The 14,396-nt window shown below is 65.3% G+C and carries 11 protein-coding genes and 1 pseudogene; 10 read left to right on the forward strand and 2 right to left on the reverse strand.

The features are described from left to right. The 10 genes from EOA75_RS16520 to EOA75_RS16565 form a co-directional block, all read left to right on the forward strand. A partial coding sequence (locus EOA75_RS16520) for a hypothetical protein (protein WP_245466652.1) occupies positions 1-614 on the forward strand: 614 nt, incomplete at its 5' end. Next, on the forward strand, positions 611-940 hold the full coding sequence (locus EOA75_RS16525) for a hypothetical protein (RefSeq protein ID WP_067327762.1): 330 nt from the start codon (positions 611-613) through the stop codon (positions 938-940). The genes EOA75_RS16520 and EOA75_RS16525, both read left to right, overlap by 4 nt. Positions 941-1,024: 84 nt before the next feature. Beyond that, complete coding sequence (locus EOA75_RS16530; RefSeq protein ID WP_067327761.1) at positions 1,025-1,921, forward strand: glutamine amidotransferase family protein; 897 nt, start codon at positions 1,025-1,027, stop codon at positions 1,919-1,921. A 4-nt stretch (positions 1,922-1,925) separates the two neighbouring features. Continuing rightward, positions 1,926-2,657, forward strand: coding sequence for a GXGXG domain-containing protein (locus tag EOA75_RS16535; protein ID WP_067327760.1), 732 nt, complete (start codon positions 1,926-1,928; stop codon positions 2,655-2,657). Between the two features lie 6 nt (positions 2,658-2,663). Continuing rightward, a complete protein-coding gene (locus EOA75_RS16540; RefSeq protein ID WP_066988947.1) occupies positions 2,664-3,992 on the forward strand; it encodes an FMN-binding glutamate synthase family protein in 1,329 nt (442 codons plus the stop codon). 37 nt (positions 3,993-4,029) lie between these two features. Next, positions 4,030-5,337: a type III glutamate--ammonia ligase gene (glnT, locus tag EOA75_RS16545; protein WP_067327758.1), complete on the forward strand. Its 1,308-nt coding sequence runs from the start codon at positions 4,030-4,032 to the stop codon at positions 5,335-5,337. A gap of 70 nt (positions 5,338-5,407) precedes the next feature. Continuing rightward, positions 5,408-6,661, forward strand: a complete 1,254-nt coding sequence (locus EOA75_RS16550) for a sarcosine oxidase subunit beta family protein (RefSeq protein WP_095801121.1) — start codon at positions 5,408-5,410, stop codon at positions 6,659-6,661. Between the two features lie 10 nt (positions 6,662-6,671). Next, positions 6,672-6,947: a sarcosine oxidase subunit delta gene (locus tag EOA75_RS16555; protein ID WP_067327756.1), complete on the forward strand. Its 276-nt coding sequence runs from the start codon at positions 6,672-6,674 to the stop codon at positions 6,945-6,947. Beyond that, entirely contained in the window at positions 6,947-9,928 is a 2,982-nt protein-coding gene (locus tag EOA75_RS16560; protein WP_127324670.1) for a sarcosine oxidase subunit alpha, read from the forward strand. The genes EOA75_RS16555 and EOA75_RS16560 overlap by 1 nt, the downstream gene beginning before the upstream one ends. After that, positions 9,921-10,547 (forward strand): sarcosine oxidase subunit gamma family protein, encoded by a 627-nt coding sequence (locus EOA75_RS16565; RefSeq protein WP_095823940.1) that lies wholly within the window; start codon positions 9,921-9,923, stop codon positions 10,545-10,547. The genes EOA75_RS16560 and EOA75_RS16565 overlap by 8 nt, the downstream gene beginning before the upstream one ends. A gap of 102 nt (positions 10,548-10,649) precedes the next feature. Here the strand turns inward: EOA75_RS16565 and EOA75_RS16570 are convergent, their stop codons facing one another. Beyond that, positions 10,650-13,799 carry an efflux RND transporter permease subunit gene (locus tag EOA75_RS16570; protein WP_127324671.1) on the reverse strand — a complete coding sequence of 1,050 codons (3,150 nt, stop codon included), beginning with the start codon at positions 13,797-13,799 and terminating at the stop codon, positions 10,650-10,652. 243 nt (positions 13,800-14,042) lie between these two features. Continuing rightward, positions 14,043-14,396: pseudogene (locus EOA75_RS16575) on the reverse strand (efflux RND transporter periplasmic adaptor subunit); the annotation flags it as partial.

Consider the following 14,396-nt stretch of genomic DNA (forward strand, 5'->3'; position numbering starts at 1 on the left):
GCTCCAGCCGCAACAGGGCGAGGGCGGCGCGCGCCACCGACGAGGCCGCCGTTCGCGCCGTCATTCGCGACGCGAGCGACGTCTCCAACGGCACGGCCGGCGTCGCTACCTGGGCGGGTTCGCATAACGGCGAGCGCGCGCAGGTGCGCACCATCGTCGACACGCTCGCAACCAGGAAGCTTCCCGCGCGCTGGCTCAGCGTGTCGATCACCGAGCCTGTCGCGGTGCCCGGTGTTTTCGATATGATGATGCGGCCGGGATCGCCGACGACCTTCTCCAATTTCGACCATCTCGAACACACCCTTCCGAAGACGGCGGCGTTCCCCGACGAGGCGGTGCTGCGGACAAACCGCAAAGGCGTCGTCTTCCCGCAGGAGGTGATCGCCGCGCATGCCGGGATCTTTGCCGAAGGCCACGCCAAGGAATTGCTGATCACGCCGAAGGGCGTGCGCATCGTGTGGCTGCTGGCCCAGGCCGATCGGGCGCGCTACGGTGTGTTCCGGCAAGCCGCTTTCGGCGACGCGAGGCTCGATCCGGCATTGATCGAAAAACTGCTCGGAGCCGCATCCTCGGTTCGCGACGCGATCAACCAGTGCGAGAGGCAGGCCGCATGAGCAACGCCACCGAACCCGCCGCCCGGCCTTCGAACCCTTATCTTGTTCTGGCCTCCGCGATCGCCCTGCCGGGCAGCGGACATGTCATGCTCGGCTTGCCGGCGCGGGGCCTGCAGTTCCTGTTCTTCATGGTGATCCTCGGCTGGGTCACAACCAAGGTGGCGCCGGCGGATGCCAGCTTCATCGGTCGCCATGCCGGCGGGTTCCTGATCTATGCGCTGTCGATCCTCGATGCCTACACGATAGCGCGCATTCGCCACGCGATATGGACCCACGGCCATCCGGACGGCGACAACGCTACAAGCGGCTCGAAGGCGGATATATAATCAGAGGAAAATTTCTTTCATACCATTGAATTCGCGGATTTCATTCGGTACACCATCTGGAAGCCACAAACGTCGGAGGCTGACATGTGCGGAATCGTCGGACTTTTCCTCAAGGACAAGACGCTGGAGCCGAAGCTCGGCGCGATGTTGTCGGAGATGCTGATCTCGCTCAGCGACCGCGGTCCGGACAGCGCCGGCATCGCCATCTATGGCGCGGCGACCGGCAACGAGGCCAAGATCACCGTGCAGTCGCCGAAACCCGAGCGCGATTTCCGCGGCCTCGACGTCGAGCTCGCCAAGGCGGTCGGCGCGCCGGTGAGCGTCGCGGTGAAGTCGACGCATGCGGTTATCCGCACCACGCCCGACAAGGTCGACGCCGCGCGTGAGGCGCTGCAGTCGCTTCGGCCCGATATCCGCATCATGGGCGCCGGCGAAGCGGTCGAGATCTACAAGGAAGTCGGCCTGCCGGAAGCCGTCGTCGATCGCTTCGACGTGCGCTCGATGACCGGCACGCATGGCATCGGCCACACCCGCATGGCGACGGAGTCGGCGGTCACTACGATGGGCGCGCATCCCTTCTCGACCGGCGCCGACCAGTGCCTGGTGCACAACGGTTCGCTCTCCAACCACAACAATGTCCGCCGCGAGCTGGTGCGTGAAGGTATGACCTTCGAGACGGAGAATGATACGGAAGTGGCGGCCGCCTATCTCTCCAACAGGATGGCGCATGGCAAGAATCTCGGCGAAGCGCTCGAAGGCACGCTCTCCGACCTCGACGGCTTTTTCACCTTCGTCGTCGGGACCAAGAACGGCTTCGGCGTTGTGCGCGATCCGATCGCCTGCAAGCCGGCCGTGATGGCCGAGACCGACCAGTATGTCGCGTTTGGCTCGGAATATCGCGCGCTCACAAAATTGCCCGGCATAGACAATGCGAGGGTCTGGGAGCCGGAGCCCGCAACGGTCTATTTCTGGGAGCATTGAGTTCATGCCTGCAACACCCATGCCGAAGGCGCAGCGCGAGCAAGGCCATGCGAGGGTCTTCGACCTCGCAGAACAGTCGCTGCGCGAGCTGAACCAGGCGCTTCATCAGCTGACCCCCGGCTCGAACGAGACCGCTTGGGAAGTGCTCAACCCGAAAGGCAGCCATTCGGTCGCCGTCGGCGTCGACCAGCCGATCAGCATCGATGTGCGCGGCAGCGTCGGCTATTACTGCGCCGGCATGAATGATGGTGCCGCGATCACCGTGCATGGCTCGGCCGGCCCCGGCGTCGGCGAGAACATGATGTCCGGCTCGATCGTGGTCAAAGGCGATGCCAGCCAGTATGCCGGCGCCACCGGCCGCGGCGGCCTCTTGGTCATCGAGGGCAATGCTTCCTCGCGCTGCGGCATCTCGATGAAGGGCATCGATATCGTCGTGCACGGCAATATCGGCCACATGTCGGCCTTCATGGCGCAGTCCGGTAATCTGGTGGTGCTGGGCGATGCCGGCGACGCCCTCGGCGATTCCATCTATGAGGCGCGGCTCTTCGTGCGCGGCAAGGTCGAAAGCCTGGGTGCCGACTGCATCGCCAAGGAGATGCGGCCCGAGCATATCGAACTGCTGCAGGGCCTGCTCGACAAGGCCGGCGTCACCGACGTCGAAGCTTCGGAGTTCAAGCGCTACGGCTCGGCCCGGAAGCTCTACAATTTCAATATCGACAACGCCGACGCGTATTGAGGCAAGATGACCTACCGCAACCCGCCGACGACGCCACGCAAGTCCGCGACCTTCGACGACTACACGCTTTCCGAAATACGCCGCGCGGCCGCGACCGGCATCTACGACATCCGCGGGGCCGGCGCCAAGCGCAAGCTGCCGCATTTCGACGACCTCCTGTTCCTCGGCGCCTCGATCTCGCGCTATCCGCTTGAAGGCTATAGGGAGCGCTGCGACACCAGCGTGGTGCTGGGCTCGCGCCACGCCAAAAAGCCGATCGAGCTGAAGATCCCGATCACCATCGCCGGCATGAGCTTCGGCTCGCTCTCCGGTCCGGCCAAGGAAGCGCTCGGCCGAGGCGCGACGCTTTCCGGCACCTCGACCACTACCGGCGACGGCGGCATGACCGAGGAAGAGCGCGGCCATTCGAAGACGCTGGTCTACCAATACCTGCCGTCGCGCTACGGCATGAACCCGCGTGACCTGCGCCGTGCCGACGCGATCGAAGTTGTCGTCGGACAGGGCGCCAAGCCCGGCGGCGGCGGCATGCTGCTGGGACAGAAGATCTCCGACCGCGTCGCCGAGATGCGCACGCTGCCCAAGGGCATCGACCAGCGCTCGGCCTCGCGCCATCCCGACTGGACCGGCCCGGACGATCTCGAGATCAAGATCCTGGAGCTGCGCGAGATCACCGACTGGGAGAAGCCGATCTACGTCAAGGTCGGGGGCGCCCGTCCTTATTACGACACCGCGCTTGCGGTGAAGGCCGGCGCCGACGTCGTCGTGGTCGACGGCATGCAGGGCGGCACCGCCGCGACCCAGGAAGTATTCATCGAGAACGTCGGTCAGCCGACGCTCGCCTGCATCAGGCCGGCGGTGCAGGCGCTGCAGGACCTCGGCATGCACCGCAAGGTGCAGCTGATCGTCTCCGGCGGCATCCGCAACGGCGCCGATGTCGCCAAGGCGCTGGCGCTCGGCGTCGACGCGGTGTCGATCGGCACCGCCGCACTCGTGGCGCTTGGCGACAACGACCCGCGCTGGGAGACGGATTACAACGCGCTCGGCACCACGGCCGGCGCCTATGACGACTGGCACGAAGGCAAGGACCCGGCCGGCATCACCACGCAGGATCCCGAGTTGATGAAGCGCGTCGATCCGATCGCCGCCGGTCGGCGGCTCGCCAACTACTTGAAGGTGATGACGCTCGAGGCTCAAACCATTGCCCGCGCCTGCGGCAAGAACAGCCTGCACAATCTCGAGCCCGAGGACCTGGTCGCGCTCAGCATCGAAGCAGCCGCCATGGCCGGCGTGCCGCTTGCCGGCACCAACTGGATACCGGGGAAGAACGGCTTCTAGGACACTCCATCCAGGATCACATAAGCGAGGAACTATAATGGGGAACGATCTCGCCGCATTCGCCAAGGAGAACGGCGTCAAATACTTCATGATCTCCTACACCGACCTGTTCGGCGGGCAGCGTGCCAAGCTGGTGCCGGCGCAGGCGATCGCCGACATGCAGAAGGACGGCGCCGGATTTGCCGGCTTCGCCACGTGGCTCGATCTCACGCCGGCGCACCCCGACATGCTGGCGGTGCCGGATCCGGATTCGGTGATCCAGCTGCCGTGGAAGCCGGAGGTAGCCTGGGTGGCGGCCACGTGCGTGATGGACGACAAGCTCGTCGACCAGGCGCCGCGCAACACGTTGAAGCGGCTGATCGAAGAGGCCGCCCGCGACGGCATGCATGTCAAGACCGGCATCGAGGCCGAGTTCTTCCTGATCTCGCCGGACGGCAGCGCTATCTCCGACCAGTACGACACGGCGTCGAAACCCTGCTACGACCAGCAAGCGGTGATGCGTCGCTACGACGTGATCGCCGAGATCTGCGACCATATGCTGGCGCTGGGCTGGGGTCCGTACCAGAACGACCATGAGGACGCCAACGGCCAGTTCGAAATGAACTGGACCTTCGATCACGCGCTGGCGACCGCCGACAAGCACTCTTTCTTCAAGTTTATGGTCAAGTCAGTTGCGGAAAACCACGGGCTGCGCGCGACTTTCATGCCCAAGCCCTTCCAGGGCCTGACCGGCAATGGCTGCCATGCGCACATCTCGGTGTGGGACGAGACCGGCAAGACCAATGTCTTCGCCGACAATTCGGAGGAGCTCGGCCTGTCCGCCAAGGGCAGGAACTTCCTCGGCGGCATCATGAAGCATGCTTCGGCACTTGCCGCGATCACCAACCCGACGGTCAATTCCTACAAGCGCATCAACGCGCCGCGCACCATTTCGGGCGCCACCTGGGCGCCGAACACCGTGACCTGGACCGGTAACAACCGTACCCACATGGTGCGCGTGCCGGGACCGGGCCGCTTCGAGCTGCGTCTGCCGGACGGCGCCGCCAATCCCTATTTGCTGCAGGCAGTGATCATCGCTGCCGGCCTCGACGGCATCCGCTCGAAGGCCGATCCCGGCAAGCGCTACGACATCGACATGTACCAGTTCGGTCATACCGTGACGGATGCGCCGAAACTGCCGCTCAACCTGCTCGATGCGCTGCGTGAGTTCGACAAGGACAAATCGCTGAAGGCGGCGCTGGGTGAGGAATTTTCGTCGGCATATCTAAAGCTGAAGCAACAGGAATGGAATTCCTATGCTTCGCACTTCACGCAGTGGGAGCGCGACCACACGCTGGACATCTAAAGCCCGTCGGCCGTGCAATCCGATGCGATAGAGAAGAGTCGGCGTGGGCGAGCGGCCTCGGAATGATTTCATGAAATACTCGATCTTCTCGCTCGCCCGTGCCGCCCTCTCCGGCCACAAGACCTGGAAGCCGACCTGGCGGGATGCGGCTCCGAAGGATCGCTACGACGTGGTGATCATCGGCGGCGGCGGGCACGGGCTGGCGACCGCCTGGTTCCTCGCCAACGAGTTTGGCATCCGCAACGTTGCGGTGCTGGAGAAGGGCTGGATCGGCTCCGGCAATGCCGGCCGCAACACCACCATCATCCGCTCCAATTACGGCCTGCCCGGCAACACCGGCTTTTACGAATTGTCGATGAAGCTGTGGGAGCGGATGGAGCAGGATTTGAACTACAACGCGATGGTCAGCCAGCGCGGCGTCATCAACCTCTACCATTCCGACCCGCAGCGCGACGCCTTTGCCCGACGCGGCAACACCATGCGCATCAACGGCATCGATGCCGAGCTGCTCGACCAGGCGGCGCTCAGGAAGATGATGCCGTTCCTGAACTTCGACAATGCGCGCTTCCCGGTGCAGGGCGGGCTGTTGCAGCGACGCGGCGGCACGGCACGTCACGATGCCGTGGTCTGGGGCTACGCGCACGCGGCGAGCGAGCTCGGCGTCGACATCATCCAGAACTGCGAAGTCACCGGCTTCATGCGCGACACCAACGGCAAGGTCTCCGGCGTCGAGACCTCGCGCGGCCGGATCGGCGCCGGCAAGGTCGGCATGGCGGTCGCCGGCAGTTCCTCACGCGTCGCGGCGATGGCCGGACTGCGCCTGCCGATCGAGAGCCATGTACTGCAGGCCTTCGTCTCCGAAGCGATCAAGCCGCTCCTGCCCAACGTCATGACCTTCGGCGCCGGGCATTTCTATGTCAGCCAGTCGGACAAGGGCGGGCTGGTGTTCGGCGGCGACATCGACGGCTACAACTCCTATGCCCAGCGCGGCAATCTGCCTGTCGTGGAGGATGTTTGCGAAGGCGGCATGGCGCTGATCCCGATGATCGGCCGCGTGCGGCTTCTGCGCCAGTGGGGCGGCATCATGGACATGTCGATGGACGGCTCGCCGATCATCGACAAGAGCCCGGTCGACGGCCTCTATCTCAATGCCGGCTGGTGCTATGGCGGCTTCAAGGCGACGCCTGGCTCCGGCTTCGTCTTTGCTCATCTCATCGCCCGCGATCAATCGCACAAGGAAGCCGCCCGCTTCCGCCTCGACCGGTTCCAGCGCGGCGCCATGATTGACGAGAAGGGCCAGGGCGCCCAACCGAACCTCCATTGAAGACCCGACCATGCGCATAGTCTGTCCCTTCTGCGGCGAACGCGAACTCGGCGAGTTCACCTATCTCGGCGACGCCAAGCCGCAGCGCCCGCCTGCCGATGCCGGTGAAGACGCCGTCTACGACTACGTCTACCTGCGCGACAACATCGCCGGTGTGATGAGCGAGCATTGGTATCACGGCGGCGGCTGCCGGGCTTGGCTGAAGGTCAAGCGCAACACGCTGACGCATGAGATTTCGGCTGTCGAGCCGGCGGCGGGCGCCGGCTCCGCCAAGGTTGGTGCTTGATGCGCGGCAACCAGGCAAACCGTCTGTCCGCCGGTGGCCTTATCGACCGTTCGGCGCCGCTCAGCTTCCGCTTCGACGGTAAGACACTCTCCGGCTTCCAGGGCGATACGCTTGCCTCGGCGCTCGTCGCCAACGGCGTCAAGCTGGTCGGCCGCTCGTTCAAATATCACCGCCCGCGCGGCATCCTGACGGCGGGTTCGGAAGAGCCCAACGCTCTGGTCGAACTGCGCAGTGGCGCGAGGCGCGAGCCGAACACCAAGGCAACGACCGCCGAGCTCTATGAAGGGCTCGAGGCCGCCAGCCAGAACCGCTGGCCGTCGCTCAATTTCGACGTCATGGCGGTCAACCAGCTCTTCGCGCCGATTTTCGTCGCCGGCTTCTACTACAAGACCTTCATGTGGCCGGCGAAGTTCTGGGAGACGATCTACGAACCGGCGATTCGCCGCGCCGCCGGCCTCGGCCGCGCGGCGGGCATTCCCGATCCCGATCGCTATGACAAAGCGTGGGCGCATTGCGACGTGGCCATCGCCGGCTCCGGCCCGGCTGGCCTCGCCGCCGCCCTTGCCGCCGCGCGCTGCGGCGCGCGCGTCATCCTGTGCGAGGAGGATTTTGTCCTCGGCGGGCGCTTGCTGGGCGATGGCGGTCCGATCGACGGGCTGCCGGCGGCCGAATGGATTGCCCGTTCTCTGGACGAACTCGCGGCGATGCCGGACGTTCGCATCATGACGCGCACGACGCTGTTCGGCGTCTATGACGGCGGTACCTATGGCGCGATCGAGCGCGTCAACGACCATCTGCCCCTACCGCCGGAGCATCAGGTGCGGCAGCGGCTTTGGCGTATCGTCGCCAAGCGCTGCGTCGTCGCGGCGGGCGCGATCGAACGTCCCATCGTCTTCGCCGGCAACGATACGCCTGGCGTGATGATGGCGTCCGCCATGCGCAGCTACATCAACCGCTACGCCGCGGCTCCGGCGCGGCGCATTGCGCTGTTCACCAACAATGAGGATGGCTGGCGCACCGTGGAGGCGGCGATCGCAGCCGGACTGCAGGTCGCTGCGGTGATCGATGGGCGGCCAGACGTTTCGCCGGCCCATCGCTCGCTGGCCGGCAAGGGCGGCTTCCCGGTGCTCAACGGCTCCGTCAGCGGCGTCGACGGCGGCAAGAACGGTGTGCGCAAGATTTCCGTGTCGCTCACCGGCGGCGCGCGCGCCGAAGTCGAGGCCGACGGGCTTGCCGTCTCCGGCGGCTGGAACCCGGCGGTCGGCCTCACCTCCTATCATCGCGGCCGGCCGAAATGGCGCGACGATATCGCCGCCTTCGTGCCGGACGGCGCGCCGCCCGGCATGGTGGCGGCAGGCGCGGCGAACGGCGCCTTCGGCCTTGGCGCCTGCCTGCGGGAAGGTTTCGAGGCAGGTGCGGCAGCGGCGCGCGATACGGGACGGAGCGGCAACGCCGGATCTGCGCCCCTCGCCGACGACGAGGCCTTTTCGCTGACGCCGCTCTGGCATGTCGCCGGCAAAGGCAAGGCCTTCGTCGACCAGCAGCATGACGTGACGGCGTCCGATGTCGAGCTGGCGCAGCGCGAGGGTTTCGAGTCGGTCGAGCATCTGAAGCGCTACACGACGCTCGGCATGGCGACCGACCAGGGCAAGACCTCGAATGTCGCCGGCCTCGCCATCATGGCGGCGGTATCGGGTAAATCCATTCCCGAGACGGGCACGACGATCTACCGGCCGCCTTATGTGCCGGTCGCCATCGGCGCCTTCGCCGGCCACCATCGGGACGAGAATTTCCATGCGACGCGGCTGACGCCGTCGCATCACTGGGCGGCCGAACAGGGCGCGGTATTCGTCGACACCGGCCTGTGGAAGCGCGCGCAATGGTATCCGTTACCCGGCGAAAAAGACTGGCTGGAATCGGTCACCCGCGAGGTCAAGGCGGTGCGAAGCGGCGTCGGCTTCTGCGATGTCTCGACGCTGGGCAAGATCGACGTGCACGGCCCGGATGCCGGCGCCTTCCTCGACCGCGTCTATATCAACGCGTTCTCCAGCCTCGCCGTCGGCAAGGCGCGTTACGGACTGATGCTGCGCGAGGACGGTGTCGTCTATGACGACGGCACCACCTCGCGCCTGGCCGAGGACCATTATTTCCTCACAACCACGACCGCCAAGGCTGGGCTGGTGATGCAGCATCTCGAATTCTGCCGCCAGGTCCTATTCCCCGAACTCGACGTGCAGCTGACCTCGGTCTCCGACCAGTGGGCGCAATTCTCCATCGCCGGTCCGAAGACCCGCGATCTGCTGAAGGAGATCGTCGATCCGGCCGAAGACCTGTCGAACGAAGGCTTTCCGTTCATGGGCGCGCGCGAAGTCAAGCTGCGCGGCGGCATCAAGGCGAGGCTGTTCCGGATCTCCTTCTCCGGCGAGATGGCGTTCGAGATTTCGGTGCCGGCGCGCTACGGCGAGGCTCTGGCGCGCAACCTGATGATCGCGGGAAAGCCGTTCGGCGTGACGCCTTACGGCACCGAGGCGCTCGGCGTGATGCGCATCGAAAAGGGCCATGTCGCCGGACCGGAGCTCAACGGCACCACAACGGCTGCCGATCTCGGTCTCGGCAAGATGATGTCGACCAAGAAGGATTTCATCGGCCGCGTCATGGCCGGCCGCGAAGCACTCGTCGCGCCGAACCGGCAGGTGGTCGTCGGCATCAAGCCGACCGACAAGGCGCGCCGCCTACGCTCCGGCGCGCACATCGTTCCCAAGGGCGAGACCCCCGGACCAGACAACGACCAGGGCTATATCACCTCGGTCTGCTTCTCACCGGTGCTCGACCAGTGGATCGGGCTCGGCCTCGTCGAGCGTGGCCGTGCGCGCATTGGTGAGATCGTGCGCGCTCATGATCCGCTGCGTGGCGAGGAGTACGATGTCGAGCTCTGCAATTCCGTCTTCTACGATCCGGATGGAGGGCGCCAGCGTGGCTGATTTTTCCTGGAACATCCGCAGCCCGCTCGAGCGCGCCCTGGTCGCCGGCCGTTATGGCGCGCCGGGCGAAGCCGGCGTGTCGCTGACCGAGATCCGCAATTTCGACCTCGTTCAGGTGATGGCGCGTCGCGGCAAGGCGGCCGAGACGGTCAATGCCGCGAAGGCTCGCTTCGGCGTCGCCGCACCGGAAACACCCAAGGCGGCCGACACGGCCGACGCGACGCTGATCTGGTCAGGACCGGACCAGTTTCTGGTGCTGTCGAGAGGCGGCGGGCAAAGGATGGAGACCCTTGCCCGCGTGTTTGCCGGTTTGGCCTCGCTTTCCGATCAATCACATGCGCGCGCGTTGATCAGCGTTTCCGGCGACAAGGCGCGCACGATGCTGGCCAAGCTGTCGTCGATCGACCTGCACCCCGAAATATTCCCGGTCGGCACGGCAGCCGCCACCTCGATCGACCATACCAGCGTGACGCTCTGGCGCGGGAAGAACCGACAAGACGGCCAGGCCGTGTTCAACCTCTTGGTATTCGCAACCTTTGCCGAAAGCCTGTGGCATACGATGCTCGACTCGGCCGCGGAGTATGGCGTGACGGTCGCGCATTCCGAGGAATTGGCGTAGGCGCCTCGCCGAGCGCGCCGCGGCGGCGCGAGGCGTTCTTTCGATGCGCATCATCCGCCACCGGCTTTCGCCGATGGCGGATGATTCGAGGTTGCCACCTTCTTATTCCGCAGCCAGCGCCAGCTGCGGTCTTTCGATGCCTTCGACCTGTTCCGGCTCCTGCGCCTGCTCGCCTGTCTTGGCCTTCTTGGGCTCGCGGCCGAAGAACAGGGCATAGCCCGCCGGCAGCACCAGGATGGTGAGCACGGTGGCGACGAGGATGCCGCCCATCATGGCGTAGGCCAGAGGCCCCCAGAAGACGGCGCGCGAGATCGGGATCAGCGCAAGCACCGCGGTCAGCGCCGTCAGCATGATCGGGCGGAAGCGGCGCACCGCAGCGCCGACGATCGCTTCCGATCGATCCATGCCGGCGGCGATGTCCTGGTCGATCTGGTCGACCAGGATGATCGAGTTTCGCATGATGATGCCGAGCAGCGCGATGACGCCGAGGATGGCGACAAAGCCGAAGGGCGCGCCGCTGATCAGAAGGGCTGCCGCGGCACCGATGATGCCGAGCGGGCCGGTGGCCAGCACCAGCATCGACTTGCCGAAATGCTGCAGCTGGACCATCAGCAAGATGACGATGACGGCCAGCATGATCGGTGCCTTGGCGGCGATCGAGGCCTGGCTTTCGGCCGAGTCCTCCGCGCCGCCCTGGATCTCGATCTTGTAGCCGGGGGCAAGGCCGGCGCGCAGGTCCTTCATGTCGTTGTACATCTTGGTGACGACGTCGTTCGACTGCACGCCATCCGGCAACGTGGCGCGCACGCTGATGGTCGGCAGACGGTCGCGCCGCCACTCGATGCCCTGCTCCATCACGGGCACCACTTTCGCCACCTGGGACAGGGGCACGGAGCCGCCGAAGTCGGTCGGGATGTAGACGGAGTCGACCGAGGACAGCAGATGACGGGTCGCCTCCGGCTCGCGGGCGACGATCGAGACCGTCTCTTCGCCGTCGCGGAAATCGTCGAGCGGCGCACCGGACATGGTTGCCTGCAGCATCTGGCGAATGCGCTGCGATGTGACGCCTAGTGCCCGGGCTCGGTCCTGGTCGATCACCAGCTTCATCGCCGGCACCGGCTCCAGCCAGTCGTCATGGACGGCGCCGAGCAGCGGGTTTGCTTCGAACCTTGCCTTCACCTCGTCGGCGATGCGGCGCACCTCCTGGCGATCCGGCCCCATGATGCGCATTTGCACCGGCCAGCCGGTCGGCGGACCGAGGAACAAACGATCGACCTTGGCGCGGATCGACGGGAAGTCCTTGGCGAGAATGCCTCGCATCTTGACGATCAGCCGCTCGCGCGCCGGCTCATCCTTGGCCATCACCAGAAGCTGGGCGAAGTTCGGATTGCGAAGCTGCTGGTCGAGCGGCAGGAAGAAGCGCGGGGCGCCCTCGCCGATATAGGTGGCGATGAAGCGCTTGTCCTGGTCGTCCATCATCTTCGCTTCGAGCGCCTTGGCTTGGTTCTCGACCTCCTTGATCGAGGTACCTTCCGGCAGCCAGAGATCGACCAGGATTTCCGGACGTGACGACTGCGGGAAGAAGTTCTGCGGGATGAACTGGAAGGCCCAGAGGCTGGTGCCGAAAGTGACCAGCGTCATCGCCAGCACGATGATGCGGTGGCGCACGGCCCAGGTGACCGTCGCACGCAGCCGCCGGTAGAAGCCGGTATCGAAGACGTCGTGCTGGGTGCCGGCGTGCTTGCGCTGCTTCAGGATCATGTAGCCCAGCCAGGGCGTGAAATAGACCGCGACGAACCACGACACGACCAGTGCGATGCCGACGACATAGAACAGCGTGCGCACATATTCGCCCGCGGTGGAGGCCGCGAAGCCGACCGGGATGAAGCCCGCGGTGGTGATCAGCGTGCCGGTCAGCATCGGGAAGGCGGTCGAGGAATAGGCGAAGCTCGCCGCCTCGATCTTGACCAGCCCCTCCTCCAGCTTGCGCTCCATCATCTCGACGACGATCATGGCGTCGTCGACCAGCAGACCGAGCGCGATGATCAGCGCGCCGAGCGAGATGCGCTGCAGGTCGATGCCGATCTCGTACATGATGGCGAAGGTGGCGGCTAAAACCAGCGGGATGGCGATCGCGATCACCAGGCCGGAGCGCCAGCCGATCGACAGGAACGAGACGACGAGAACGATCAGCAACGCCTCGCCGAGCGCCTCCATGAATTCGTTGACGGCATCCTTGACCACCTCCGGCTGGTCGGAGATCTGGTCGACCGCAACGCCATAGGGCAGACCTTCCTCGAAGCGCTTGTAGGTCGCCTCGACATCCTTACCGACGTCCCTGACATTGAAGCCCTTGGCCATGACGACGCCGACCTGGACGCTTTCGTGGCCGTTGAAGCGGTACTTGCGCTCATAAGGGTCCTCGAGGCCGGAAGAGACCGTGGCGATGTCGCCAAGACGCGTCACCTGATTGCCGGCGCGCAGCCTCAGCTCGCGGATATCGGCGGCCTTGGTGACGTCGCCCTCGACCGAGATGCGAACCGAGCGCAAGCCGGTATCGACCGAGCCCGCCGGATCGACGGCGTTCTGCCCTTTCACGGCATTCTGCAGGTCAAGCACCGTCAGGCCGCGCTCGGCGAGCGCCTTGGAGGACACATCGATATAGATCTTCTCGGGCTGGTCGCCGATGATGACGGCCTTTTCGACGCCCGGCGTCGCCAGCAGCATGTCGCGCGCCTGAACGGCGAATTTCTTCAGCTCGGGATAGGTGAAGCCGTCGCCGCTGATCGAATGCAGCGTGATGAAGGTGTCGCCGAACTCGTCGTTGAAATAGGGGCCGAGCAGGCCCTGCGGCAGTTCGTTGGCGATATCGCCGACCTTCTTGCGCACCTGGTAGAAGGCATCCTTCACCTCCTCGGCGTTGGTGTCGCCCTTTACCTGGAGCGTGATGATGGCGCTGCCGGCGCGGGTGTAGGAGCGGACAAAGTCGAGATGCGGCGTCTCCTGCAGCTTGCGCTCGATCTTGTTGACGACCTGGTCTTCCATGTCCTGGATCGAGGCGCCCGGCCAGACTGCCTGCACGACCATGACGCGGAAGGTGAAGTCCGGGTCTTCCTTCTGGCCCATGCGCATCAGGCCTAGCGCGCCGGCCAGAATAATGAGGCCGAACAGGAAGCGCGCGATGCTCGGATGCCCGATCGCCCAGCGCGAGAGGTTGAAGGGACGCTTTTCAGTGCTGCTGTCCGTGGTCATGGCGCAGGTCCAGTCCAATTGGCGGCAAGGCAGCATGCCTTGCGGCTCATGAGTTCTCGGTGGGCTTCCGGGCGGCGAGCACCTCAAGCGGAGAGAGACTCGCAATCGCGCTCGACGCGGCCGTGGTGCGGGGGATACCAATGCCGCGTCTCGTCGATCGGGCGATTTCGCCGCCCGGAACCCATGCCCTGCCCGGCTCGCGGCTCACGGCAGCGAGGTCGGGAAAGGCGTTCTTTCGCCTGGTTAGCGCAGGCTGCTGGTGGCGGCGACGTCATCCTCCGCCGAGGCGGACTGCTGGGCGGCATCGCCGGAAAGCTTCACTTTCAGATTGTCGGTCATGAACTGTGTGCCGGCGGCCACCACCACGTCGCCCTGCTTCAAACCTTCGGCAACGGCAACGCCGTCGGCGGTGAAGTTCGCCACCTTGATCGGGCGCGGATGCACCGTGTCGGACGCGCGGTCGACCGTCCAGACGATGTGCTTGCCGTCCTTCTCAGCCATGGCGGTCAGCGGGATAGACACCAGCTGCGCCTTGCTGCCGACGGTCGCCGCGACATTGGCGGTCATGCCGAGCAGCACCCGCGGATCGTTGGGCAG

The sequence above is a fragment of the Mesorhizobium sp. M1A.F.Ca.IN.022.07.1.1 genome (assembly GCF_003997575.1).
Taxonomy (GTDB): domain Bacteria; phylum Pseudomonadota; class Alphaproteobacteria; order Rhizobiales; family Rhizobiaceae; genus Mesorhizobium.

Coding starts and splice junctions, on each gene's coding strand:
- EOA75_RS16525 (WP_067327762.1), top strand. CDS start 611: ATGAGCAACGCCACCGAACCCGCCGCCCGGCCTTCGAACCCTTATCTT.
- EOA75_RS16530 (WP_067327761.1), top strand. CDS start 1,025: ATGTGCGGAATCGTCGGACTTTTCCTCAAGGACAAGACGCTGGAGCCG.
- EOA75_RS16535 (WP_067327760.1), top strand. CDS start 1,926: ATGCCTGCAACACCCATGCCGAAGGCGCAGCGCGAGCAAGGCCATGCG.
- EOA75_RS16540 (WP_066988947.1), top strand. CDS start 2,664: ATGACCTACCGCAACCCGCCGACGACGCCACGCAAGTCCGCGACCTTC.
- glnT (WP_067327758.1), top strand. CDS start 4,030: ATGGGGAACGATCTCGCCGCATTCGCCAAGGAGAACGGCGTCAAATAC.
- EOA75_RS16550 (WP_095801121.1), top strand. CDS start 5,408: ATGAAATACTCGATCTTCTCGCTCGCCCGTGCCGCCCTCTCCGGCCAC.
- EOA75_RS16555 (WP_067327756.1), top strand. CDS start 6,672: ATGCGCATAGTCTGTCCCTTCTGCGGCGAACGCGAACTCGGCGAGTTC.
- EOA75_RS16560 (WP_127324670.1), top strand. CDS start 6,947: ATGCGCGGCAACCAGGCAAACCGTCTGTCCGCCGGTGGCCTTATCGAC.
- EOA75_RS16570 (WP_127324671.1), bottom strand. CDS start 13,799: ATGACCACGGACAGCAGCACTGAAAAGCGTCCCTTCAACCTCTCGCGC.